The sequence below is a fragment of the Paenibacillus sp. FSL H8-0260 genome, from assembly GCF_045040625.1.
In the GTDB taxonomy this organism is placed as follows: Bacteria; Bacillota; Bacilli; order Paenibacillales; family Paenibacillaceae; genus Paenibacillus_AQ; species Paenibacillus_AQ odorifer.
Map to the genome: position 1 here is coordinate 2,114,506 of NZ_CP150298.1, position 22,636 is coordinate 2,137,141.

Genomic DNA, 22,636 nt, shown 5'->3' on the forward strand with positions numbered 1-22,636 from the left:
ATAAAGAATGGGAATTCTTTCACTGGATCAATTTAAACAACCTCAATTTATGGGATATGTAGAGAACCGGATTTTGCCAAAAAAATACTTGCTTGATGCTATCAGTGATCACGACACAGTATATGATCTGTCGTTCGATTATGATGTATTCACGCAAACGTATGTACCATCGGCTTCTATTACCGGTTGGAATGCAGGCGCTCCACTTCGTGATAAGCAAGGATTCAAAACACTCACTCAAGAAGTAGCAAAGATTCAGCACGGTGTACGGATTGATGAGCGTGAACAGCTTAAATTTATGAATCCGCGGGTGCAAGCTGAAAGGGAGCGCGCTATTCAAAAGGTTTATGATCAAACTGACCGATTGATAGAAGGCGTTAGAGATGTTGAAGAATGGTTGCGTGCTCAAGCCACTTATGGGGGAAGCATTGTGTACAAATCCGGAGATGACGTTCTGATTAATGTTAGTTTCGGAGTATCTCCTATCGTCCCTACAGCAACGGCATGGAGTAATCGCGCGACTTCTACACCATTAGATGATCTACGGGCAGCTGTACAAGCATATAAAGACGCAAACGGTGGCTTAGCGCCGGTATATATTGATATGTCCAGCAGCGTAATGCTTGATATCACACTCAATGAGCAAATAAGAGGGGCTATCTTTGGAGTAAATAGTTCGATGATTCCAAACCGTTCACAGGTTGAGGCTCTTTTGGCTCAAGCGGCTGACGCTACAATTCAAATCCGGATCAATGACGATCAAATCTCATTAGAAGGAGCGGCAGCATCTCGCTTGCTTCCTGTGAGAACTGTAGCGTTACTAGGAGCGCAGCCAGTTATCACAGTTCACGGCCCTACAGTAGAAAAGGGCTTTGAACCCGGCATTTATGTTGTTACAAAAAGCGATCTTGGTCCACCGCCACAAGATGAAATCTATGTAGGGGAATCGGCGTTTGTAGGTATCAAACAACCATCCCAAATCTACCGCCTGTCGGTCTAAGAGAGGAGCTATCACAAATATGACTAGATATAAAGTGCTGACCCCCGTCCTTCAAGGCGGGGTTATTGTTGCTTCTGGGGAAATTGAATTAGATGATAAACAGGCTTTGCGATTGCAAGAGTTGGGTGCTATCGGAGAGGAAATCCCTGAAGAATCTGTTCCTTTGGAAGAGATGAAGCTGCCTGCACTCAAGGTGTACGCTAAAGATCATAACATTGATCTCGGTGAGGCTACCAAAAGGGAGGACGTTCTTGCAGCTATCCTGAAAGCTGGTGAGTCTAATGGAGGAGTATCTTAAGTATCTCGATAAGTTGAAGAGATTGCTTTCCATCCCCATCGAAGATACTTCCAAGGATGGCCGGCTGCAGTTTGTTTTGGAGACTATCATCCAGGAGATCAAAACCTATTGTAACATCTCAACTATTCCGGCTGCTTTGGATAATGTCGTGCTGCAGATCGCAGAGGACTATTATCGAACCAAGCATCCAACGGAGTTTGAGCAGACGGCCCCGGCTGTCACTAGCATCAAGCGCGGTGATGTGACTACGGCTTTCGGATCAGCTAAGGCTACAGTTGTAGCAGGCAACGGAGCAGCATTCGTTCGGAACTACGCAGCTCAATTACAGGCTTTCCGAAGATTGAGGTGGTAACATGGTCAGTTTCGGTAATATACCAGCAGAGCGGTTAGCTATTGAGAGCACCTATGAAGGCCTATGTACTGTTTCGGAAATGAAGGATGTAAAAGATCCATTAAGCGGTAAAACACGACAGCAGCCTATCATTATCTTGGCTAATGAGCCGTGTGCTCTCTCTCAGTCTTCCTTACCTGCTGCCACGCAAACAGTGACAGCCGATCAGATCAATTATGATGCCAAGTTATTTATCTCCCCTGATATAACTATCAAGCCAGGGAGCCGAATCACGGTTCAGCAGAACGGCATGGAGTTCAAAGGAGAACAGGCGGGTAAGGCATTCAGGTATGCTACTCATCAGGAGATTAAGCTAAAAGAGGTCCTGAACGCATGAGTATGGGTAAATTCGATTTCTCCGATGTCAAAAAGCTTCAGAAGAACCTTCAAAGGATGCAAAATGAATTTCCAGCATTTATGGAGGAGTGTATTCGTGAGCTTGCAGGACGGTTACTGGCGAAGACTATAGCTAGGACTCCAGTTATAAGCGGAGACTTGAGGCGAGGTTGGCAGATCGGTGAGGTTGTCAGATTACCTGGTGGCGGTATCCACGTAGAGATCACAAATAATGTTGAATATGCGCTCTATGTAGAATTTGGACACGTCACTAGACTACGAACCGGTTGGGTTAACGGTAAATTCATGTTGACCTTATCCGAGCAGGAACTGGAGAGAGAGTTGCCGGGGATCATGGAGCGGAGGCTGAAAAAATACATGGAGAAGCACATGGGGCGGTGAGCATGCAAGATATTAAAAACGCACTCATAAAGAAGCTATCGTTATTTACTCCGGAATATCCGGTATATGATGAAGCAGTGAAGCAGGGCATGAAGCAGCCGTGCTTTTTTGTGTTGCTGTTAGAAGGTAGCCAGGCCCGGGGTATCAATCGGAGGTATCAGCGTTTCAATCCATTTGACGTTCATTACTTCCCGAATCGAGATTCAAAAGCTCCTCGGGAAGAATGTGAACTTATGGCCGAACGGCTATATTCAGAATTGGAATATGTAAGTGGACACAGTGGTATGTACCGTGGTACTAAGATGCGGCACGAAATTGTTGATGGGGTACTCCATTTCTTCATCCAATTCAACGTCCATCTGATCCGCGAAATGGCCCCTGATCCAAAAATGAAAACAATGAAGCAAGGGGGCGGTATTAAGTGAGTGTGAAAAATGAAAAGGAAGCTATTGAAGCTCCTGAGGCTTCGTATACAAAGGAGCAGTTCTTGAACTCTACCAAATACTCATACCAGGATAAAGATGTCCTGTCGGCGCTGCTGGAGCCGGAGAAGTTGTATACGGCGTCTGAGGCACAGCAGGTCATCGAAGATTTTAAGAACAAGGAGGCTGAGTAGATTATGGCCGGTGGAACATGGACAACTCAAAATAAAGTAAGACCCGGTGTATATGTTAACGTGGAAACGTCTGGCGGGGCATTGGGTACGGTTGGCAGCAGGGGAATAACCTCTTTAGCGCTAACTCTCCCATGGGGAGCGGCTAAGGTCATCACACCGATTATAGCTGGTGAGGATACATTCAAAGCGCTTGGCTATGACATTACAGCCCCAGAGCTGTTGTTGGTGCGTGAGGCGCTTAAAAGAGCCCGGACAGTGTTGCTGTACAAACTCAATGACGGAACAAAGTCAACGGTCACAGTTGGGACCTTGGTAGCTACAGCAAGATATGGTGGTATTCGAGGTAATGCGCTGAAGGTTGTCGTACAAACCAACATTGATGATAGTAGCAAGTTTGATGTAAAAACACTGCTGGATAACGCAGTAGTGGACACACAGGTAGTCGCTAATATTGCGGGGCTCATCCCGAATGACTGGATTGTATGGAGCGGGACTGGCACACTAACAGCAAATGCAGGAGCTCCATTGATTGGTGGAGCAAACGGCACTGTGACTAATGCAGATCATACTGCATATCTAGCTGCACTAGAGCTGTACGATTTCCAGACAGTGGCACTGACATCCACGGACAATGCACTCAAAGCGGTATATGCTGCCTTTGTACGGCGCTTGAGAGATTCAGAAGGTAAAAAGGTACAGGCAGCACTTGAGAACTACCCTGTAGCCGATTTCGAAGGTGTAATCAGCGTCAAGAATGGCGTGGTACTTTCAGACGGCACCATACTTACAGCAGCCCAGGCTACTGCTTGGGTAGCAGGTGCTTCGGCAGCAGCTGAGATGAATGAGTCTCTTACTTATTCGGCATACGACGATGCTGTAGATGTGGCACCAAGGTATACAAGTACACAAATTGAAGCAGCTCTGAAAGCCGGAGAATTTGTCTTTACCCCTTCCGTTAATCGGGCTGTGATAGAACAGGATATTAATACTTTCCTCTCTTACACTCCAAAGAAGGGAAAACAACTTCAAAAAAACCGTGTGCTCCGTGTGTTGGATGGTATTGCGAATGATCTGAAGCGTATCTTTGAATCATTTTACATCGGTAAGGTATCAAATAATATTGATGGTCGAGCTCTGTTTCGTAAAGAGGCAGTTATCTATTTGGATAGCTTGCAGGGGATTGATGCCATTCAAAATTTTGATGCTCAGACGGATATCACGGTACTTCCTGGTGTTGATTCAGATGCCATCTACGTGGAAGCCAATATTCAACCAGTAGATAGTATCGAAAAAGTATATATGAAAGTGCAGGTGAGATAAAATGGGTTTCTTAAAGGCTAGCGAAACAATCAGTGGACAAGAGGGACGAGCCTACGCCACAATCAACGGTCAGGTGGAGGAAATGTTCTACATCAAGACTCTTGAAGCCTCTGTTGAAAAAGAAAAGGCTGAGGTGAAGACGTTGGGCCGCCGCGGCACGCAACATAAAACTACTGGATGGTCCGGTACCGGTAGTATGACGATCTACTATATGACTAGTCGGTTCCGTCAGTTGATGATCGATTATATCAAAACGGGTAGAGATACCAACTTTGATATTACGGTAACTAATGAAGATCCGGGATCTACCATTGGGTCTCAAACAATTACTCTACTAGGTGTGAACCTTGATAGTGTAGTTATGGTATCACTGGATACAGAATCTGATGCACTAGAAGAGGATATCGATTTTACCTTTGAGGATATTGATATGGGGCAAGCATTTAACCCGCCAGCCAATTAAAATAAATTTCAGGAGGAATTAATAATATGAGCGATTTCACAGCATTCTACGCACAAAATGCAGCGGTGGAGACTACAGAGGATTTCGTGGTCTCTCCTAGATTTAAAGATAAAGATGGAAAGGCGATTCCTTGGAAGCTACGTAGTATCACTGAAGAAGAAAATAAAGAACTTCGTAAGGCTGCCACGAAGCGAACCAAAGGTAAATACGGACAATTTACATCTGAAATGGATGCTAATGAATACATGGCAAAAATGGTGGTGGCTTCTGTATCTTATCCGGATCTCAAAAATGCAGAAATTCAAAAATCCTATGGAGTACTTGGTTCAGAAGTTCTGTTACGCAAAATGCTGCTTCCTGGCGAATTCTCAGCCCTCAGCGAACGGGTACAGACACTAAATGGTTTTGATCAAGATATCAATGAGCAGATAGAAGAAGTAAAAAACTAATAGAGGAGGGTGACGGTGAGGCTAACTTAGCTTACTACGCCCTCCACGAGCTTCACATTTTACCGCATGACCTTATGGCGATGGGACAGAGGGAACGAGCCGCTATATATGCGATGATTTCTCTCCGGGTGGATAAGGAAAAGAAACAAGCGTCTAAGACCAGTTCTAAAGGACGCAAAAAGTAATAGACCGTTCATTCCCTGTTTGGTATATTGTTAGTAAATATTACCTCTGGGAGTGGAATTTATATGAAAGGCTTACGGAATGTTTTAGCAGTGCTTTGTTTCATGGCCTCTATATTTTTCTTGACATTCACTATATTTTTGTTTGTTAAGCCTGATGTAAATGGAGGGACAATTGGCGTAGTATTTACTTTGATTTTCTTTGCTTTAGGTTATTTCCTTAGAGTTAAACCACATAACCATTTAGACTCAAATGATGATAAAAATGAGTTTTTAGTAACAAGTGCATTGGACCATGTTGAAGGATTGCCTTTAGGTGAGGGAACATTGTGCAACCTATCTGTAACACAAGATAAACTGGTGATAGATGGGGGTGGCACTGACTTTAACATTAACAACTCTCAGATAAGGGCTGTAGAAGTAAAAACGGATACGGAAATTGCAAATATAGTCCATAGTAGTGCAGCTAAAGGAATCGCTGGAGGGTTGTTGTTTGGCCCAATTGGTTTAATTGTCGGATCAAGAGCGACGAACAAAGAAAAAAGAACAAACACGCATTATCTTATAATTAACTATACGAATTCTAACGGTGAGATGGCCGCACTCATGTTTGATGGAGGTCATACAGCAGCATCGGCACAAAAAATAACACATAAGCTTAGACCAATAATAACGAACAATCCAAAGCAATCAGTTCAATTGTAATTAATGAAGCACTCCAACGTGGAGTGCTTTTTTATGTTGTGTAGAAAGGAGGAAGCTAAATTGCCAAGCATTGCAGCTAGTCTTGCATTAAATGATGTCTTTAGTCAGCGCTTGAATCAGGTTAATGCTTCTTTAGCAGCGACTATTCAGTTAATGGCACGATTGCAATCTCAAATGCAGAATCCGATGATATTAAGAATCAGCGCTTTTGATGTGCTCAGTAATTTAGATATGATTAAACAGCAGATTGCAGCTCTAGGAACAGGTAGCCTGATACGAATTAACATTAACACCACAGAAATATTACAGCAATTAGCAGTAATCAGGCAGCGGTTAGGCGGTGAAGAATCGTTAATTAAAATAAGAATCAATACCGCTGATATTTCCTCGCAAATTGCAATTATAAAAAGACAGATTGAATCTGAATTAAGTAGCATTGTTGCACAGATTCGGATTGAGCTGCCCAGGTCTTTGGAGGCTATGTTTACAAATCTCCAACGCTTGGTATCCCAACTCATTAGATCAACGCGACAATTAAGAACACGCAGTGCAGATGCAGGTGAATTGCAAAGAGCTCTAGTACGTATCGCTAGGTTAGAACGGCAAATTGCCGACCTACAGTCTAGGGTTAACGGACAAATTAATAATGCAACGAAAAACACATCTAATTGGTTAAGTAGCCTTAAAAATGTAGTCGCAGCTTATCTATCTATTGCTGCAGCTAAAAAACTTTTGGAAACATCCGATGATGTGGCGTTGACTAACGCTAGATTAGCAATGGTTAATGATGGCCTTCGAACACAGCTAGAGTTACAACGCCAGGTAATGGACGCGGCGAATGAAACTCGGGCAAACTACCAAGCTACAGCGGATATGGTCACAAAACTCGCTATGAGTACTCAGGGTATTTTTAAAACAGATGACGATATTATTAAATTCACGAAGAGCTTCAACAAAGCTTTGGTAATCTCAGGTGCAGGAGCCCAAGAAACGACTGCCTCTATATTGCAAATGGGGCAAGCGCTCGGGAGTGGGGTTTTACAAGGGGATGAATTGAGGTCCCTTAGTGAAAATGCTCCAGCGGTGATGAGCCTATTAGCGGAGGGGCTAGGTGTAGCACGCGGGGAACTTAAAGCAATGGGAGCTGATGGTAAACTAACATCTGCGATGATTGTTAAAGCTTTTGAAAAGCAAAGCGGAAAAATCGATAAGATGTTTAGTCAAATGCCTATGACTTTTGGTTCGGCAATGACAATTATGAAGAATAAAGTAGCTGAGTGGATTGGAACAATCAACGGGGCAGAAGGTCCTCTTAGTAGGATTACTAAGATGCTACAGGATCTAACTGCATGGTTAAGTACGAGTGACGGAGAACAATTTTTGAGTGGTTTAAGCGAAGGCATCACCACAACTGTCGATATTGTTGTTTCGTTAGGAGATGCTGCTGCACAGGTGTATAGCTATATTACTACGAATTGGACAACTATTGAGCCAATTGTTTGGGGGATTGCAGCGGCATTAACGGCGTGGAAACTCGCATCTATGGCTGTTGGATCTGCCTCTATATTTGCTTCAATTGGAACAGGAATAATGACAGCGGCAGTATTTCTTCAAACAGCTGCTACAGGTGGTTTGGCTCTCGCATGGCGAGGTTTAAACGCAGCTATGAAAGCCAATATATTTATTTTAGTTGCTACTATTCTGGCAGGTTTGATTATGTGGCTAATAAAACTATGGAATACAAATGATGCGTTTGCAGCCGGATTTCTTAGGGTTTGGAATGGAATAATGAATTTCTTCAATCAGGTACCAATTTTCTTCACAAGTATAGGGTACGCAATAGCGGATGCATTCGGATGGGCTAAAACCAAGTCCTTAACTTTTATGGAGGATTTGGCAAATGGCGCTATTGATCGAATTAATGATTTGATTAATACATTGAATAAACTACCCTTTGTTGAACTTGAGACCATTAGCCACATAGAATTAGCTGCTGGAAAAGCTGCTGAAGAAGAAGCTGCGAAGCAACAGAGGGCAGCAAACTTAGCTGCAATGGAGAATAGTGCAGCAACAAAGGCTAAAGAACGTGAGGCTAAAGTCCAAAAAATGTTAGATGAACGTGCAACGAAACGTGAATCTGAAGCAGCTGCTGAGAACGCTAAAAATGCAAAATCAGGAAAAGATGATAAGGTCGCTGGAATGGGGTTTTCTGCTGGGGGTGGTGCCGCAGCTGCTGCAGCTCCAAAAACTGATAAGTTAAAAAAAGTCGATAAGGTCGGCAAAGTAGAGAAGCCGATTGATATCTCTAAAGAAGACCTGAAGATTATGCGCGATGTCGCGGAGATGAAGAACATTCAAAACTTTGTGACATTGACACCGACTATTCAGGTCAAGACAGGACCAGTAACCAATGAGGCTAATGTCGATTCCATCGTTAAGAAGATCGGCAATATACTAACTGAAGAGGTGGCAAGTACAGCCAAGGGGGTATACTCCTAATGAACAACGGCTATAGCATTGAATTAAGTTTCAACAACCGTGCTATCTGGTTTGAAATCCCCGTCCTTCCGGAAGAAATAGGGATTGGCGGGGAAGGTGACGGAGAGACTTATGATATAACGGATCTTGGTGAAATTAATGTAATCAAGGCCGCTAAGCTGAAAGAGATTAGCTTTAGTAGTTTTTTTCCGGCTATCGCAGTCGGTGGTACTGTACCAAGCTATGTATCATCAAATAACTGGGGGCAACCCGCGGACTACATCCAATTAATTGAAACCTGGATGAACAAGCGCAAGCCGATCCGGTTTATTTTTACGTCAACGGGTCTCAAAATAAATATTGCTGCCAGTATCGAAGAATTTAATTATAAAGAGGTTGCCGGGAGCCCAGGCGATTTTGAATATGAAATCAGCCTGAAGGAGTATGTCTTTTACGCTGCTAAAAAGGTGACGTTGAAGACAAATACAACACCAGCTGGTACAACCACCACCACCACTAAGAAAGAGCCAGCGAAACGCGCAGATGAACGTACCAAGTCTAAAACAGTTACCATCAAATCCGGGGACACCTTGATGAAGATAGCTAAAAGAGAACTCGGTGACGGTAGCCGGTGGAAAGAGATTCAGAAGTTAAACGGCTTAACAGACGCGCAGCTGAAGACACTCAAAATCGGCTCTGTTCTGAAGCTACCGGGGTGATGATACTTGGAATTATTGATCGATAATAAAAATGGCGCCGTCTGGGATGTTTCCAGCATCGTTACTGATATATCTTGGAAGACGATCCGTATAGGTAAGGCGGCATCCTTAGAATTCACCCTTGTAGACCATGGCCCATGGCAAGATAAAAAATTCCAACTGAATAATGGTGATGTGGTTAGGTACACAGATGAGGGACATAAGGTTTTCTATGGATATATTTTCAGTATTGAAACTGGTAAGACGGAAGAAATAAGCATCCTTGCTTATGATCAGATCCGGTATCTGATGAATAGCGGAACTTATGTATTTACGAAACAGACAGCAACTCAGGTAGTTCAAAAGATCGCTCAAGACATGCAGCTCAAGACCGGAACGCTGGAAGATACAAAATACATTATTCCTTCCCAGATCCGCGACGATAAAACGTTTATCGATATGATCTGCATGGCGTTAGATGAGACCCTGATTAACTACGGGACCAACTTCGTATTCTTTGACGATTTTGGGAGCTTGACGATACGTAATGCTTCTAATATGCGCTTTCCTTTTGTGGTGGGTGATGATTCACTCATGACGGATTATTCTTACAGCCGCAACATTGACGATGAGACATATAATCAAATTGTATTGTATAGAGACAACAAGGAGACTGGTAAGCGGGAAACTTACGTTACCAAGGATAGCGCCAGCATTGCTAAGTGGGGATTGCTACAACTCTACGAGTCAGTAGATGAGAATCTGAATCAGGCTCAAATTACTGAGCAACTAACTCAGCAACTGTTCATGAAGAATCGAGAGAAGCGGACGCTTAGTATAGAGGCCCTTGGAGATTACCGGATGCGTGCAGGATGCTACGTTAATTTATATATCAACGCAATGAACATAAATAAATTTTTCCTAGTCGATGAATGTACTCACAAGAAAGAAGGCGGAGTACATACCATGGACTTAGAGCTAAGGTTGGTGTGATCATGATAGATGCGATAAAACGCGCTGCCACTGAAGCGGTGAATGCTGCTGGTCCAGTTCTGGTACAGCTAGGAATTGTAGAAAAAATTAATCCTCTTGTAGTGTTGGTCGATAATCGGCTTTCACTTACGGAGGATTTTTTAATTGTTCCGGAAACCTTATCTGAACAGAAAATAACAATAGGAATCCAAGAATACGTAATTCGTAAGCCGTTAGCTACTGGAGATAAACTTTTACTTATCCGCATGCAGGGCGGTCAACGCTACGTAATCATGGATAGGGTGGTGAGTGTTTGATACCACAGAGCGATAACGTGCTACTGAATGAGGATATGGAGGATACACCCCAACCAAGTCTTACTTATAAATTAGACCTTGTAAATGGGCGTATAGGATCCGTGGTAGTGGATGGATTGGATGCCGTAAAACAGGCAGTTATAAAAATACTCTCGACAATCCGATTTGAAAACCTGATTTACAGTGACAATTACGGTAGTGAGGCAGATGTTGGAGCGGTGCGGGGTCGGGCGGTGTTTGAAACCGAAGTGGAACGCTGGACTAGGGAAGCATTACTTCAGGATGATCGTATCGTCTCCGTAACCAACTTTAGATTTAACTATGATGGCGATGCGGTACTCGTCTTGTTTGATGTAGAGAGTGATTATGGAAACTATACAGACCGATTGGAGGTGAATGGCGGTGTATGAAGATCAAACGTTTGAAACGATCTTAGAACGGATGTTAGACCGGGTACCAGATGGGCTGGACAAGCGAGAAGGTAGCATTATTTATGATGCTATGGCTCCAGCAGCAATGGAATTAGCTCAGATGTATGTCGAGTTAGATATTAATACAAACCTGATCTTCGCAGACACAACGAGTGGTGATTACTTAGATCGGGCAGTAGCATGGTCAGGTGTTACTCGAAAGGTGGCTACTAAAGCGCAATTAAGAGGGTTGTTTTACAATTCATCCAATACTCTTTTAGATATCCCGATAGGCAGTCGGTTTGCAATAGGCGATATCAACTACAAGGCTATAGAACGGCTTTCTCTTGGTAACTACCGGATGGAATCAGAAACTGTGGGCGCTGCTGGAAATCAAACATTCGGGGCACTATTGCCGATTGATTTTATTAATAACCTAGCTCGGGCCGAACTGACAGAACTGCTTGTTGCCGGAGTGGACCGGGAAACGGATAAGGCGCTCTACGAGAGGTATCAGGAGCGGATAACCAAACCAGTCACCAGCGGTAACAGATACCAATATGAGCAATGGGCTCGGGAAATCAGCGGTGTTGGTCGGGCTAAGGCGTTCCCTCTATGGAATGGACCTGGTACCGTTAAGGTAGTGTTGCTAAACAATGATATGAGAAAACCATCGACAGCGATTGTAGAGGCTGTTCAGAATTTTATTGATCCGACAAAGGACGGGATGGGTGAAGGAGTAGCACCGATCGGTGCAGTTGTTACGGTAGTTGGGGCTACTGAGTTTCCTATTAATATATCGGTGAGTGTAACTCTTGCAAGTGGAGCTACAACGGATCAAGTAAAAACGCAGTTGGAGACAGCGACTAGGAATTATCTGGCCACTCTTGCCTTTACTGACTCGTTAGTCCGTTATACCCGGATACAGAGTCTAATATTAGATATACCACCGGTGATTGATTATACAAATCTGAAAGTAAACAATCAAACAGTTAATATTCAGATACCAGATGATGCTGTAGCAGTGCTTGGGACGGTGACTGTAACATGAGTGGGGCTGACCATTTAAAAGGATATCTCCCAGCTTATTATGCCGACATACTCGAAATGAACGAGTTGATGAACGGTGAAGGACCAGAGTTTGATCTCCTTGGCGCACGGGTTGAAGAATTATTGAACCAAGCATTCCCGGAGTCGGCTACTTGGGCATTGGGGAGATACGAAGAGGAATTACAAATCGTAGTCGATACCAACAAACCTACTGAGCAACGGCGGTCTGTGATCATTTCAAAAATGCGTGGATTTGGCAAGGTATCCGGAGACATGATTAAGAATGTAGCACAGGCATATGACGGCGGCACTGTTGATGTGGCTGTATCTCCAGCTGAGTATAAGATCGTGATTACCTTTATTGATACATTGGGTGTGCCAATTAACATAGATGACCTTAAAAAAGCCTTAGAGGATATCAAACCGGCTCATATGACTTTGTCTTATGCCTACCGTTATTTGCTTATCAAAGAGGTGCATAAGATCATGACAATCAACCAATTGCAGCAGACGCTATTAAATAAATTTGCGGGAGGTGGACCTGTTGTCCAGTAATACACCCAATTTGAATTTACTCAAAGTTAACCCAGTTACCGATGGTAATGATACTTTTAACATCGATACTATGCTCAATGATAACTGGGATAAAATAGACACAACTGTTGGTAATAAGGTAGATAAGGTATCCGGCAAGCAATTATCTACCAATGATTACACGACAGCGGAAAAGACAAAATTGTCTGGAGTAGCTACCGGAGCTAATAATTATACACATCCTACAGGAGATGGTAATCAACACGTACCAGCTACGGGTACTAGTAACAATGGCAAAGTACTTAAAGCTGGAACAACAGCCGGAAGCTCATCATGGGGAAATGTTAACGGATCGGAAGTTGTAGAAGATGCCACACATCGTTTTGCAACTGATGCTGAAAAGGCAACATGGAACGCCAAAGAAACAACAACAGGATCTCAGGCTAAAGCGGATGCAGCAGTGCTTCCGATTAATAACAGGCTAAATACTGAATCTCTCACAGCTATCAATTTAGTGGCTGGACAGCAAATTCTAAACGCAACAAAGAACGCTAGACTACAAGGATTAAAGGTACAGGGGAGGTCGTTAATCAACCGACAAATAAACGGCGGATTTAATGACAGTAATGCTGATGGCATTGCAGATAGTTGGTCACCTGCACTTGCTGGTGCGAGCGCTACAGTAGTTAATGGGAAGTATAGTAAGGCACAAAGAATAACGTCTACAGTTAATGATACTTTAGATCATCGTTATCTGGTTGGCGTTAACCTACAACTTTATGCTAACAAAAAATATATTGCACTTGTCGATTTCGAAAATGACGGGACCACACAAGGTGCATTCAGATTCGGTTCACCAGCTGATGCCACATCTACAACCAACACTACTATGTATATAAAAAAAGCTCCTACGATAGATGAAACTAGCTACCTTATTTTGTTTAATCAAAAAGCAAAAGGTGCTGTAGGTTGGGTTCAATTTGAAGGGGCTAGGATTTATGAAATATCAGATGCAGACTACGCAGCAATTGGCAGCATGTCATCGGAGCAAGTTGCACAGCGTTGGCCTTACGTACCTCCAGGTATTAATGGAGTAGATGGGTTATATGTACGGAGATATGGACGTAATCTGTTGCCACCATTTACAGATAAGGCATGGTCGTTTAACCCGAACGCTAAGGCAAACGGACCATATCAGAGCGTGTTAACAGCTACTGCTGAGTGGCAAGCAATCAGTTGCGCTGTTCCTGTAATACCAGGAAAAACGTACTATTTAAGTATTGAGGGTATAACGGCTAATAGTGGGGCAGTAGGAAGTTATTTGGATAGTAACAAAAAGAATGACTTAGCTGTGCTTAGTGGTGGATGGATTCAAAATCAGCCACTTATCGTACCAGAGGGTTATTACTATATATTAATAAATTTGGCAAGTAACCAGATAGGGACATACAACTTCAACAATCCACAACTCGAACTAGGCAGTGTCGCTACACCATTCCAGCCCCGCGAAGACTCTCTTATCGCCTTTGGTGGAGTAGAGTTACACGCTAACCCAACGGATGGCAACGAACCGGATATACTGCGTGAGGTTAACGGACGGTATGAGGTGACGAGGTTATGGCGTAAATCCAATCTTGTGGGTGACTGGTCGTGGTTATTCGATACGAATTACACAGGTTTCAAACGTGTACGCGTTATTTTACCAACTTCTAGTGGCATAAACGCATCAGAACGAGTGACTAAGTATAACGGATACCCTTTATATCCTTCAGCGGGTGTTTATTCAGCTGCTGATCAATCAACACTTTACAATGGCGTATTATACATTACTATTGCCAACACAGACTCCGGTTGGGGGGACTCCTACACTCCTACACCTGACGAAATTAAGGCTTATTTTAATGGCTGGCGGATGTACAACGGCGCTAGTGGAGTGGCTACAAATCCATATAACGGTACGGCCGGACAAACAAAAGGATGGGTCGAGATTTTGAGTGCTGGCAATCCGGTAGGAGTATTACCAACCACAATACCTTCGGGCTGGATACCGTATCAACTTCTATACCGTCTAGCAACACCGACCACGGAGACGGTACAAGAGGATGGCGCTCTTTCTCTGCTCGAAGGCGATAACTTTATCGAGGTAGGCAGTGGTTATATATCGAGGGAGCCTGCGAGACCAAAGAAAAATGCTTTATCAGACGTGTACTACATTGGACTCAATGACGCAGGCAATGGTGGAGATTCTAGCCTGAAAAAACGCGCCTCCGAAATTAAACAAGTTTTTAAAAACAGTCTGCCTGATTTTTGGAATATTGATAAGTTAGCAGACGGTACACGTTATGCATGGACGGATAATTACGATACAGCTACTTCCTACAGCGTCTCTTACATCAAACTAGATAAATCACCAGTACCTTCGGTATCAGGAGCGTACGCCGCCACTGAGAAGATGCAAATTCATGATTTAACAGATGCAGTGACAGAGATAAGCTCAACCGTTAGTGTGTTAGCTGCCAAGAAAGCGGAGAAGGATGCAGGGCCTTGGATTACACCGTCCGCAGTGCTAAGCGGATTTACTGCCTTCGATTTAGCTTATCGCGTGAATAAAGGATTTATTGAATTTCGTGGGTACGTATATTACAACATTACTGACGTACCAGCGGGTACAAAGATTTTTAATTTGCCGACACAGTTTCGACCTGTGCGAATCACTAGAATGCTTACATCCTCATGGACATCAAAAGTAGATCCAACGTCGAGCGCAGTGTCAGTAGGTGTAAATGGAGATATAACAACAGAGGTCAACGTAAAGCAAAATATTATATTTGATGGTCTACGGTTTCCGTTAGATTAAAGGAGGCGATATCATGAGAAAAGCAGTACCGAAAGTAGACCTAAACGGACTGTATATAGAAGATGTAGAACCGGACGACTCTTTAATAGGGGTCGTCCCTATTTATGCCCAGCCAGTGCAGGAAGAAGCTCCTGAGCTGCCGGGAGATGAAGAGATCGAAGATGAACCGGACACGCCAGAAGAACCAGAACAGCCAAGAGAGATCATCGGTTATCTTGTAGGTGTTCCGATGCCCACAGGATTGTATCATCCTCGATTTGATCTATTAGCATGGGAAGCATATCAGGACGCTGTACTAGAGGCACAGAGCGACTATGCCGACGAGCTACACGATTGGCGGGAGAGTTATGCAGAAGGCGAAGAACAAGGCGAGCAGCCTATCTATATGCCACCTATGATGCCAGATAACCTTTGGGTCGAAGGCTTAACACCAGAAGAGATTGCGGAGTTGACGAAGCCCGGAGAACTCTCAGAAATTGAGATGCTAAAAAAAGAAAACATGCTCTTAAAAGCACAGAACAACGCAATAACTGAACGCGCCGATTTTATTGAGGATATCATTGCTGAAATGGCAATGCAGATATACCAATGATAGCGCGCATTTTTTACTGGTTCATGTCAAAGAGGAAAGGGGGTGACATCATGATGGCTATGTTTTTTGCACAGCGCGTAATCTTAGGTAAGACCAAATATATCGAGGTTCCATCTACTTTGAGACCAGGAGTAAAAGAAATTTTGGTTGATAGCGGACTTGAATTCCTTGCTGAAGAAGAATAAATAAAGACGGCGCCCATTGAGGCGTTTTTTATTTTGCCCTCGGACCATATCCGGGGGCTATTTATATTGATCAATAGATAGAGAGGGGAGTTGTTTTATGTCAATTGGGGGAGCCAACCAAGGAGGAGGGGGCGGTGATGTAATGCCGATGCACCGATTGGAAGATGTGGAAAAGGGCTTACTCGGTCTTTCCAGTGAATTTGCACGAATATCCGCAGACCTAGCCAATACTAATGCAAAAATGAACTTACTTGAAGCAGCCGGTCTGAGACACGAAGAGAGCATTTTACAAATGGAGAAATCCACAATAAAAATGGAAGTTAAGTTTGGTGAGATCATGGGGAAATTTGATTCTCTTGAAAATAAGATATTCATGCTATTGCAGCAAGCTAATAAGGATAGTGGATCAGAGCGTAAAATGTGGCTTGATTTTGTTAAGTACATCATTGGTATTACCATTGGTGTGATTGTGGCTAACCAATTTTTAGGGAGGTAAATATGCTTACACTAGATCAAGTAAAGAGTAAATCATCTAAACGCCTGGTTGGTCTGCATCCGTTCGTATTGGCTGCTGCGACAGTTTTAATTGAACGCTGTTACGTTCGGGGAGTGCCTATTGTTATTACTCAAGGATTACGAACTATTGCGGAACAAGACGCTCTCTACGCACAAGGGCGTACAAAACCCGGATCTATCGTGACCAATGCTAAAGGCGGGTATAGTTATCACAATTTTGGTTTGGCTGTTGATTTCGCTTTGCTGCTGCCAAATGGATCCAGTGTCTCATGGGATATGCGACTGGACGGGAATAACAATCAGATTGCAGATTGGCAGGAGGTTGTAAAAGAGGCTAAGGCACTTGGATTTGAATGGGGTGGAGACTGGACCACCTTTAAGGACTATCCGCATCTGCAGATAACTTTTGGTTTGACGCTTGCGGCTTTACGGGCAAACCAGCAGCCGGCAGCAGCAAAGGTAGAAGCGGCGTATGCCGTCATTGATAAATTACAAGGGGAGGCAGAGCAGCCAATGACAGCACAGGAGAAGAAAGAGTTTGAAGGAATGCAGTTACTGATTAAGGCTCAAGCGGAGGGGACGCTGGGTCTATCCAACCGAATAACTGAACTAGAGAAGGCAGCCAAGCTGCCGGAAATCCCAAAGTGGGCACTACCTGCCTGTGAGGCTGCAAAGGCAGCGGGGCTGCTGGATACCACGGCAAACGGCAGTTATGACTTTTACCGGATGATTACGATCCTTGATCGGGCTGGAGTTTTTAAGAAGGGGGCTAAGTAATGCAACCAATCGTAGATGCAGCACAGCCGTATGTAACCACTATTGTAACGGCCATCGTAGGTGCACTCGCTGCCGTCCTGTTGTCTGCTGTAGGCACGGTAAAGGCAAAGGCGGTATCTTACTTCGAGAGCAAGCTGGACGCAACACAGCGAGAGTTGCTGCACAAGGTAGCCAGCGAGGCTTACGCCTATGCGGAGACGGTCTATAAAAGCGCCGAGGGGCAGGCCAAGCTGGAGCAAGCTTTGGATTATGCTACAGTGCAATTATCACGCAAGGGGGTAAAGGTCACGCCCGCGGAGATCCGAGCGGCAATTGAACAGGCGTATTTAAAGGCAGGGGGAATTGTTTAAATAATTTTCTGTCGACCATTCAGTGTATTGAATGGTCGCATTTACTATTTATTGAAATATCCTTACTGTATGCTAAAATGATCTCTATACTGAAAGGAGTGAACAACAACCATGGACCCATTTAAAGTCGTGAAATACGTTTTGATGTATATCCCGGCATTGTTGGGTATACATACATGGTTATATGCAAAAAATCCTAAGTATTATTTTTTCTTTGTTAGGCTTCTTTCAAAATGGCGTGATACCACTTGGTCTATAAACGCCGATTACCAAATAGAAAGTATTCAGGGTGTGTATGTAAAGATTGAAACAATCTTGAAGAATAAATATCATAATGAACGTTATAAAAGAACTGTGAATATGGCTAACAAAAAGTTGTATGAATGCGGGATACTCAATATTCTTATTCAAGATGATTTTGATACAGGAGATTTTTCTTCCCATAAGATATTCATAAGAATAGCGCAATTAAATGTGACCCTGAATAGAGCCGAAGAAGTACTGAGAGAACTAAGAGAATTATTCAACGAATTGGAACGTGAACTCAAACCTATCCAACATAGTTATAATATGGATGTTCATTTTAAATTAGGTAAAAACCCTTTCTATGGGTTAATGGTTCAGAGATTAGGAAAGGCAAATGTATCTCACTTCGAGTGCGTCTTTCCTATTAGCGCTCTAATTCCTAAAAATAACGGTAACGACAGAAATCAACATTATCTGCGAATATTCAAGGAAAAACTATCCATAAATGAGCGATCATTTGATATACTTGAAGAGACCGCCAAAAGGGCGTTACTTTTTAAGTAAGAGGTGATAGGTTTGTTTAGTGTAAGTGTGTTTGATGTTACGCCCCAGGAAGAGGAAAAACTGGGTGATATCCTTAAGGATGTTCAACATTTCAGAGAGACTAAACGCGTTAACAATTACGATGAAGATTTGGATACATTTATTTATGCTCTTACAACCTCATCCGCCGGTTATAAAAATTATCAAATTGTTACTGACGAAATACTGGACTATCGAGCAAGAGTTAAAGGTGAAATGATCGATCAAGTTGTTAAACAAGGAATCTATGAAATATACTATCATCCTGAGCGCCGCCGTTTAATCGCTCTATGTAGAAAAGAGGATGCATTTAAAGCTACCGGAATATTCGAATTGAGATTTCCAATGCATTTAGAAAAGCACCAATTTAATATTCTTGGTATTATTGCAGATTCCGCTGATGTGCGTGGTGCTAGGTTCAATGTTGAAATCGAGACGGTTACAGGTGTTTCATTAAAGGGATCGAACATCGACGGAACTCAGTATTACTCAAGTATGTTAGAATCAGGTCAACTAACAGGCGTTATAGTTACGTATGACCACGGAGATAGAACGATAACTTTTAGAGTATCAGTGGACGGAACTTTGCTCTTTTATACAGGACTTGCGGTAGGAGAAACCCTGGACTTCATAGATATCTTGTATGCAATTTAAATATTTTAGATAAAAATGTCCTTCTCTGAACAAAAGAGGGGCATTTTTTTCGTTCAGGAAAATTTTCCTTACCAGTGATATAGAGTACATATACATAGTTCCAGATGAATTATAGCTCACCTGCAAGTAATGGCGGGATATTTTCATTCGTTCGTTTCGCCCTCAACCCGCAGCCTAATTACTCGTGAAATACTCTCCACCTCAATGTATGGCACCCACACTGGTCCTTCAATGGTGTTGATCTTTACTCGCTCCGGATCTGCTGATACCTCCGCAGTACCCTTTATCTTATCCCCATTTAATAGCCATACAACAATCAATTCTCGTCTTACGGCTGCGACCTTCAAACTTTGCTTAAGTCTTATATCCATGACCACACCTCGGGTCTTTTATGATTATTATACACCCGGACTGATACCCGAAGGAAAATTTTCCTTACTAGTGATATAGAGTACATATACATAATGTTCCAAATGTAGTAATGTGTTTTTGTTGAGGTGATTTTTTTGAAAGAAAAACTATTTGAATTTTACAAAAATAAGGCGAGCGTAGAGAGTTTGGTTTTTGCTCAAATGAGAACTCAAAACATATTTCTTTCTTTAACGCTTTGGACTTCAGCATTCATGTCCATAGTTACCTTTTGTATGTTTCCTTTTTATGAGACTATTAAAATGTACTTCTTTCTCGCATTGGCATTAACTGTTCTAAGTATCGTAGGGCTTATATTAAGCGTCAAGAAGTTTAAACAGAAGGCCAAGATTATCGTTCAAAAAAAATTGAATAAGAAAATTAAAGGTAAAAGGTGGAGAACAGAGGAGTTTAATGAGTATCAAAGAGAAATGATAAGAGGTCATCTTAGGCAGCATAATATGTTAGTAAAGTGGAAAATTGAAAAATTGCTGGAATCTTACAACAGTGAAGTGGATAAAAAGAAACTACCGCCATTAGTGGCTCCTACAATAATTATTGCTTTGCTTGCACCTAATTTAGCTCAAATACTAACATTTTTTTACAAGAAATATGCGGGTCAAGAACTGTATATTTTTGTAACAGCTTTAATAATAACATTGAGTATTATTTATACAGTAGCCAGAATTAAAAGAATGATTGAAGAAATAAAAGAAGATTTGAGCAAAGGGATAACTTTTAGAAAAGAACTCATTTCAATTCTTGAAGATATTCTTTTGGGATTAGAAGAGGAAGTGACTGCTTGAGTGCTACATGTAAATTCATAGTAAGCGATATAGATTTCCAACCAGCCGCCTAGATAATTTTGATTATGGCGGTATAGTTGAAAGAGTTCTACTTTAACTGGTTGGTTGGGTATTTATAATACATAGGAGTGATCGTATTGAGTAATATATACAAAGACCTAAAGACAGACTCTGAATTTCTAACAGCAGCCCTTAAACAATCTAAAGTGGATATACTTGAACGTCGCGGTGATCTAGCTGACTGTACAATTGATTGTGAGGGTCCAATTCAGAAATGGAGTCCAGTGAGCGTTAAGATTGCTGATGCTTATTACATGAGAAATGAATTTGAGTTTAGGATGGTTTTGGCTTAAGTATGTATAACAAATACCCCGTCAACCTAAAGTGGTTGGCGGGGTATTTGTTGATCTGCTCATTAATTTACTTAAAAATGATTTCGGAGTTTCTATTACTGCTCTAAGCCTAGGTTTACATCGAACGGCACGAGTGAACATTGTGATATATCTCATAAAAGTTTAATTTTTCTTTAATTGTACGATTTCTTCATTACTATTGTTCCACTTAATTATAAGTTTTACCGAAGATTCTTCGTGTTCCATATTTTTCTCTGAAGTTGATTGAATTTGAAGTGAATTAGGATAAGTTTTATCATCGTACAGCCCTTTAGCTGTTATAACTTGCCCTGCGAACTGATAAGAGATAGTAGTTAATTCTTTCTCTTCTCCGATATATTTAATAGTGAAATTAGTTAGTTCTGAACTTTTTTCGTTTTTTATTGTTGCGGTCCAATGAGCACTTTGTCCTTTCCAACTGAGAGTTTTATCAGAGCAACCAATCAAAAAAAATAATGGCAAAATACTTAATAGAATTAGTTTTTTCGTGATGGACACCTACTTTTAATGTATTTTAATCTACTAAAATAATACAATAAATCTGGAAATTATACTAGTAATACTATTTTAATGTGGTATAGTGTCTATATATCACATTTAAAGGAGGAATTTGGTAATGTTGAGAAAAAAAATTAAATTTGGAATTATGACACTTGTTTTTTCGTTATCATTGACTAGTGTAGGTGGTATTGTATCAGCTAAAAATGTAGAGGATGTTGATAATGATTTTATTCCGGAAGGTTTTACAGTAACCAAAGCTTACGATGAGACGGATTTAGATTACAATGTGAGTGAACAGAAGGCTGCTCGTTTTTTTGATAACAGTAATGAGAAGGCTTTACTACTGTCTACGGATGGTGAAACGGAAAGTTCATTAGAAACTGAAATCCTCAAAAATGAAACACACAAGATCCGTGATATTAAAAACCTTGAAACAGGTGAAGAAAGAACTCAGTATAAAACTGATGTTAGTTTAAGAGCATTTAAGGGAGACAATAAATGGGATCCTTCCGGAGGTGTGAATCTATCCATAACGATCTATTCTAGTACCTATTATAATGACATGTATACTGGAATGGATAAAGCCTATGTCCGTTGGGACAAAGAAGATTCTACGATTTCATCTATGACTGCAGACTCGACTATCATACAGGTCGGTCCTGGAAAAAACGGAGCCGTCACGAATCAAAATTATACAAATGAGGGCAATCACCCCGGAAATCCTTGGAATATAATATCTGGAAATACATATTTATTTGAAGTCCAAAATTATAATTGGGAACCCGTATTAACTAGTGGACTAGGCACTCAAATTGGAGTGAAATTCACAACGCAACTTAAAAGAGGAAGCACGACTTGGAAATATACTTTTGGGGTAATGGTTTTAGGAACTTTCCCACAATGGCCAGAATAATGAGATTTTAATAAATGAGATTTTAATAATTGAATGATGAACAAAAACACACTACGCTTATTAAGCTCGTAGTGTGTTTTTATATTCAAGAAGTTAACTGTGAGGTTAGACAAAACAAATTCAAAGGTTGGTCTAGAAATGACAATAACGAAAACCTCTAAGAAAAAGTAATCAAATTAATTGAATACACAAAGAAGCCCGGAGAATAATCGTGGCTCTTTTTTACATTGATTTTC

Annotated in this window: 31 protein-coding genes; 29 read left to right on the forward strand and 2 right to left on the reverse strand. The window is 41.9% G+C overall.

Annotated features, from left to right (window positions below; genetic code table 11):
• Positions 1-7 precede the first annotated feature (7 nt).
• From MHI51_RS09105 to MHI51_RS09230, 26 genes are all read left to right on the forward strand, one after another.
• Positions 8-1,000 carry a major capsid protein gene (locus MHI51_RS09105; protein WP_340974561.1) on the forward strand — a complete coding sequence of 331 codons (993 nt, stop codon included), beginning with the start codon at positions 8-10 and terminating at the stop codon, positions 998-1,000.
• Between the two features lie 19 nt (positions 1,001-1,019).
• The gene (locus tag MHI51_RS09110; protein ID WP_405173791.1) at positions 1,020-1,298 is read left to right on the forward strand and encodes a hypothetical protein; all 279 of its coding nucleotides are present in this window, start codon (positions 1,020-1,022) and stop codon (positions 1,296-1,298) included.
• Positions 1,282-1,650 (forward strand): phage head-tail connector protein, encoded by a 369-nt coding sequence (locus tag MHI51_RS09115; protein WP_405173792.1) that lies wholly within the window; start codon positions 1,282-1,284, stop codon positions 1,648-1,650. The genes MHI51_RS09110 and MHI51_RS09115 overlap by 17 nt, the downstream gene beginning before the upstream one ends.
• A gap of 1 nt (position 1,651) precedes the next feature.
• The gene (locus MHI51_RS09120; protein WP_339189802.1) at positions 1,652-2,026 is read left to right on the forward strand and encodes an ABC transporter ATP-binding protein; all 375 of its coding nucleotides are present in this window, start codon (positions 1,652-1,654) and stop codon (positions 2,024-2,026) included.
• Positions 2,023-2,427, forward strand: coding sequence for an HK97 gp10 family phage protein (locus MHI51_RS09125; RefSeq protein WP_405173793.1), 405 nt, complete (start codon positions 2,023-2,025; stop codon positions 2,425-2,427). Before MHI51_RS09120 ends, MHI51_RS09125 begins: the two co-directional genes overlap by 4 nt.
• Before the next feature lie 2 nt (positions 2,428-2,429).
• Complete coding sequence (locus MHI51_RS09130; RefSeq protein ID WP_341001856.1) at positions 2,430-2,852, forward strand: DUF6838 family protein; 423 nt, start codon at positions 2,430-2,432, stop codon at positions 2,850-2,852.
• Positions 2,849-3,043, forward strand: coding sequence for a hypothetical protein (locus MHI51_RS09135; RefSeq protein WP_341001857.1), 195 nt, complete (start codon positions 2,849-2,851; stop codon positions 3,041-3,043). Before MHI51_RS09130 ends, MHI51_RS09135 begins: the two co-directional genes overlap by 4 nt.
• A gap of 3 nt (positions 3,044-3,046) precedes the next feature.
• Positions 3,047-4,363 (forward strand): phage tail sheath family protein, encoded by a 1,317-nt coding sequence (locus tag MHI51_RS09140; RefSeq protein WP_405173794.1) that lies wholly within the window; start codon positions 3,047-3,049, stop codon positions 4,361-4,363.
• A gap of 1 nt (position 4,364) precedes the next feature.
• A complete protein-coding gene (locus MHI51_RS09145; RefSeq protein ID WP_076104535.1) occupies positions 4,365-4,826 on the forward strand; it encodes a phage tail tube protein in 462 nt (153 codons plus the stop codon).
• Positions 4,827-4,852: 26 nt separating this feature from the next.
• A complete protein-coding gene (locus MHI51_RS09150) occupies positions 4,853-5,275 on the forward strand; it encodes a phage tail assembly chaperone (protein WP_340034038.1) in 423 nt (140 codons plus the stop codon).
• Positions 5,276-5,523: 248 nt separating this feature from the next.
• A complete protein-coding gene (locus MHI51_RS09155) occupies positions 5,524-6,162 on the forward strand; it encodes a hypothetical protein (RefSeq protein WP_340891684.1) in 639 nt (212 codons plus the stop codon).
• Between the two features lie 60 nt (positions 6,163-6,222).
• Entirely contained in the window at positions 6,223-8,661 is a 2,439-nt protein-coding gene (locus MHI51_RS09160) for a tape measure protein (RefSeq protein ID WP_405173795.1), read from the forward strand.
• Positions 8,661-9,359 carry a LysM peptidoglycan-binding domain-containing protein gene (locus MHI51_RS09165; RefSeq protein WP_405173796.1) on the forward strand — a complete coding sequence of 233 codons (699 nt, stop codon included), beginning with the start codon at positions 8,661-8,663 and terminating at the stop codon, positions 9,357-9,359. Before MHI51_RS09160 ends, MHI51_RS09165 begins: the two co-directional genes overlap by 1 nt.
• A gap of 6 nt (positions 9,360-9,365) precedes the next feature.
• Positions 9,366-10,331 (forward strand): hypothetical protein, encoded by a 966-nt coding sequence (locus MHI51_RS09170; RefSeq protein ID WP_405173797.1) that lies wholly within the window; start codon positions 9,366-9,368, stop codon positions 10,329-10,331.
• A 2-nt stretch (positions 10,332-10,333) separates the two neighbouring features.
• Complete coding sequence (locus tag MHI51_RS09175; RefSeq protein ID WP_076138688.1) at positions 10,334-10,627, forward strand: DUF2577 domain-containing protein; 294 nt, start codon at positions 10,334-10,336, stop codon at positions 10,625-10,627.
• A complete protein-coding gene (locus MHI51_RS09180) occupies positions 10,624-11,037 on the forward strand; it encodes a DUF2634 domain-containing protein (RefSeq protein WP_036684205.1) in 414 nt (137 codons plus the stop codon). The genes MHI51_RS09175 and MHI51_RS09180 overlap by 4 nt, the downstream gene beginning before the upstream one ends.
• Positions 11,024-12,088, forward strand: a complete 1,065-nt coding sequence (locus MHI51_RS09185; protein WP_405173798.1) for a baseplate J/gp47 family protein — start codon at positions 11,024-11,026, stop codon at positions 12,086-12,088. Before MHI51_RS09180 ends, MHI51_RS09185 begins: the two co-directional genes overlap by 14 nt.
• Positions 12,085-12,642 carry a YmfQ family protein gene (locus tag MHI51_RS09190; RefSeq protein WP_339246915.1) on the forward strand — a complete coding sequence of 186 codons (558 nt, stop codon included), beginning with the start codon at positions 12,085-12,087 and terminating at the stop codon, positions 12,640-12,642. Before MHI51_RS09185 ends, MHI51_RS09190 begins: the two co-directional genes overlap by 4 nt.
• On the forward strand, positions 12,632-15,478 hold the full coding sequence (locus MHI51_RS09195; RefSeq protein WP_405173799.1) for a hypothetical protein: 2,847 nt from the start codon (positions 12,632-12,634) through the stop codon (positions 15,476-15,478). The genes MHI51_RS09190 and MHI51_RS09195 overlap by 11 nt, the downstream gene beginning before the upstream one ends.
• Positions 15,479-15,491: 13 nt before the next feature.
• A complete protein-coding gene (locus MHI51_RS09200) occupies positions 15,492-16,070 on the forward strand; it encodes a hypothetical protein (RefSeq protein WP_405173800.1) in 579 nt (192 codons plus the stop codon).
• Between the two features lie 50 nt (positions 16,071-16,120).
• Positions 16,121-16,255, forward strand: coding sequence for a hypothetical protein (locus MHI51_RS09205; RefSeq protein WP_256715915.1), 135 nt, complete (start codon positions 16,121-16,123; stop codon positions 16,253-16,255).
• Positions 16,256-16,352: 97 nt separating this feature from the next.
• On the forward strand, positions 16,353-16,751 hold the full coding sequence (locus tag MHI51_RS09210) for a hypothetical protein (protein WP_076297422.1): 399 nt from the start codon (positions 16,353-16,355) through the stop codon (positions 16,749-16,751).
• A gap of 2 nt (positions 16,752-16,753) precedes the next feature.
• Positions 16,754-17,548 carry a M15 family metallopeptidase gene (locus MHI51_RS09215; RefSeq protein ID WP_405173801.1) on the forward strand — a complete coding sequence of 265 codons (795 nt, stop codon included), beginning with the start codon at positions 16,754-16,756 and terminating at the stop codon, positions 17,546-17,548.
• Positions 17,548-17,898: a phage holin, LLH family gene (locus MHI51_RS09220; RefSeq protein WP_405173802.1), complete on the forward strand. Its 351-nt coding sequence runs from the start codon at positions 17,548-17,550 to the stop codon at positions 17,896-17,898. The genes MHI51_RS09215 and MHI51_RS09220 overlap by 1 nt, the downstream gene beginning before the upstream one ends.
• Positions 17,899-18,009: 111 nt before the next feature.
• A complete protein-coding gene (locus tag MHI51_RS09225) occupies positions 18,010-18,708 on the forward strand; it encodes a hypothetical protein (protein ID WP_405173803.1) in 699 nt (232 codons plus the stop codon).
• A gap of 12 nt (positions 18,709-18,720) precedes the next feature.
• Positions 18,721-19,380, forward strand: a complete 660-nt coding sequence (locus MHI51_RS09230) for a hypothetical protein (RefSeq protein WP_405173804.1) — start codon at positions 18,721-18,723, stop codon at positions 19,378-19,380.
• Between the two features lie 143 nt (positions 19,381-19,523).
• Here MHI51_RS09230 and MHI51_RS09235 read toward each other — a convergent pair whose 3' ends face one another.
• On the reverse strand, positions 19,524-19,751 hold the full coding sequence (locus MHI51_RS09235; RefSeq protein ID WP_405173805.1) for a hypothetical protein: 228 nt from the start codon (positions 19,749-19,751) through the stop codon (positions 19,524-19,526).
• A 135-nt stretch (positions 19,752-19,886) separates the two neighbouring features.
• On the opposite strand from MHI51_RS09235, the gene MHI51_RS09240 reads away from it, so the two are divergent.
• Positions 19,887-20,594 carry a hypothetical protein gene (locus MHI51_RS09240; protein WP_341170710.1) on the forward strand — a complete coding sequence of 236 codons (708 nt, stop codon included), beginning with the start codon at positions 19,887-19,889 and terminating at the stop codon, positions 20,592-20,594.
• A 137-nt stretch (positions 20,595-20,731) separates the two neighbouring features.
• Positions 20,732-20,947, forward strand: coding sequence for a hypothetical protein (locus tag MHI51_RS09245; RefSeq protein WP_405173806.1), 216 nt, complete (start codon positions 20,732-20,734; stop codon positions 20,945-20,947).
• Positions 20,948-21,109: 162 nt separating this feature from the next.
• Here MHI51_RS09245 and MHI51_RS09250 read toward each other — a convergent pair whose 3' ends face one another.
• Entirely contained in the window at positions 21,110-21,484 is a 375-nt protein-coding gene (locus MHI51_RS09250) for a hypothetical protein (protein ID WP_405173807.1), read from the reverse strand.
• A 118-nt stretch (positions 21,485-21,602) separates the two neighbouring features.
• Between MHI51_RS09250 and MHI51_RS09255 the strand changes: the two genes are divergently transcribed.
• On the forward strand, positions 21,603-22,400 hold the full coding sequence (locus MHI51_RS09255) for a hypothetical protein (RefSeq protein ID WP_339246948.1): 798 nt from the start codon (positions 21,603-21,605) through the stop codon (positions 22,398-22,400).
• Positions 22,401-22,636: the final 236 nt, after the last annotated feature.

Coding starts and splice junctions, on each gene's coding strand:
- MHI51_RS09105 (WP_340974561.1), top strand. CDS start 8: ATGGGAATTCTTTCACTGGATCAATTTAAACAACCTCAATTTATGGGA.
- MHI51_RS09110 (WP_405173791.1), top strand. CDS start 1,020: ATGACTAGATATAAAGTGCTGACCCCCGTCCTTCAAGGCGGGGTTATT.
- MHI51_RS09115 (WP_405173792.1), top strand. CDS start 1,282: ATGGAGGAGTATCTTAAGTATCTCGATAAGTTGAAGAGATTGCTTTCC.
- MHI51_RS09120 (WP_339189802.1), top strand. CDS start 1,652: ATGGTCAGTTTCGGTAATATACCAGCAGAGCGGTTAGCTATTGAGAGC.
- MHI51_RS09125 (WP_405173793.1), top strand. CDS start 2,023: ATGAGTATGGGTAAATTCGATTTCTCCGATGTCAAAAAGCTTCAGAAG.
- MHI51_RS09130 (WP_341001856.1), top strand. CDS start 2,430: ATGCAAGATATTAAAAACGCACTCATAAAGAAGCTATCGTTATTTACT.
- MHI51_RS09140 (WP_405173794.1), top strand. CDS start 3,047: ATGGCCGGTGGAACATGGACAACTCAAAATAAAGTAAGACCCGGTGTA.
- MHI51_RS09145 (WP_076104535.1), top strand. CDS start 4,365: ATGGGTTTCTTAAAGGCTAGCGAAACAATCAGTGGACAAGAGGGACGA.
- MHI51_RS09150 (WP_340034038.1), top strand. CDS start 4,853: ATGAGCGATTTCACAGCATTCTACGCACAAAATGCAGCGGTGGAGACT.
- MHI51_RS09155 (WP_340891684.1), top strand. CDS start 5,524: ATGAAAGGCTTACGGAATGTTTTAGCAGTGCTTTGTTTCATGGCCTCT.
- MHI51_RS09165 (WP_405173796.1), top strand. CDS start 8,661: ATGAACAACGGCTATAGCATTGAATTAAGTTTCAACAACCGTGCTATC.
- MHI51_RS09175 (WP_076138688.1), top strand. CDS start 10,334: ATGATAGATGCGATAAAACGCGCTGCCACTGAAGCGGTGAATGCTGCT.
- MHI51_RS09185 (WP_405173798.1), top strand. CDS start 11,024: ATGGCGGTGTATGAAGATCAAACGTTTGAAACGATCTTAGAACGGATG.
- MHI51_RS09190 (WP_339246915.1), top strand. CDS start 12,085: ATGAGTGGGGCTGACCATTTAAAAGGATATCTCCCAGCTTATTATGCC.
- MHI51_RS09200 (WP_405173800.1), top strand. CDS start 15,492: ATGAGAAAAGCAGTACCGAAAGTAGACCTAAACGGACTGTATATAGAA.
- MHI51_RS09205 (WP_256715915.1), top strand. CDS start 16,121: ATGATGGCTATGTTTTTTGCACAGCGCGTAATCTTAGGTAAGACCAAA.
- MHI51_RS09210 (WP_076297422.1), top strand. CDS start 16,353: ATGTCAATTGGGGGAGCCAACCAAGGAGGAGGGGGCGGTGATGTAATG.
- MHI51_RS09215 (WP_405173801.1), top strand. CDS start 16,754: ATGCTTACACTAGATCAAGTAAAGAGTAAATCATCTAAACGCCTGGTT.
- MHI51_RS09220 (WP_405173802.1), top strand. CDS start 17,548: ATGCAACCAATCGTAGATGCAGCACAGCCGTATGTAACCACTATTGTA.
- MHI51_RS09225 (WP_405173803.1), top strand. CDS start 18,010: ATGGACCCATTTAAAGTCGTGAAATACGTTTTGATGTATATCCCGGCA.
- MHI51_RS09235 (WP_405173805.1), bottom strand. CDS start 19,751: ATGGATATAAGACTTAAGCAAAGTTTGAAGGTCGCAGCCGTAAGACGA.
- MHI51_RS09255 (WP_339246948.1), top strand. CDS start 21,603: ATGTTGAGAAAAAAAATTAAATTTGGAATTATGACACTTGTTTTTTCG.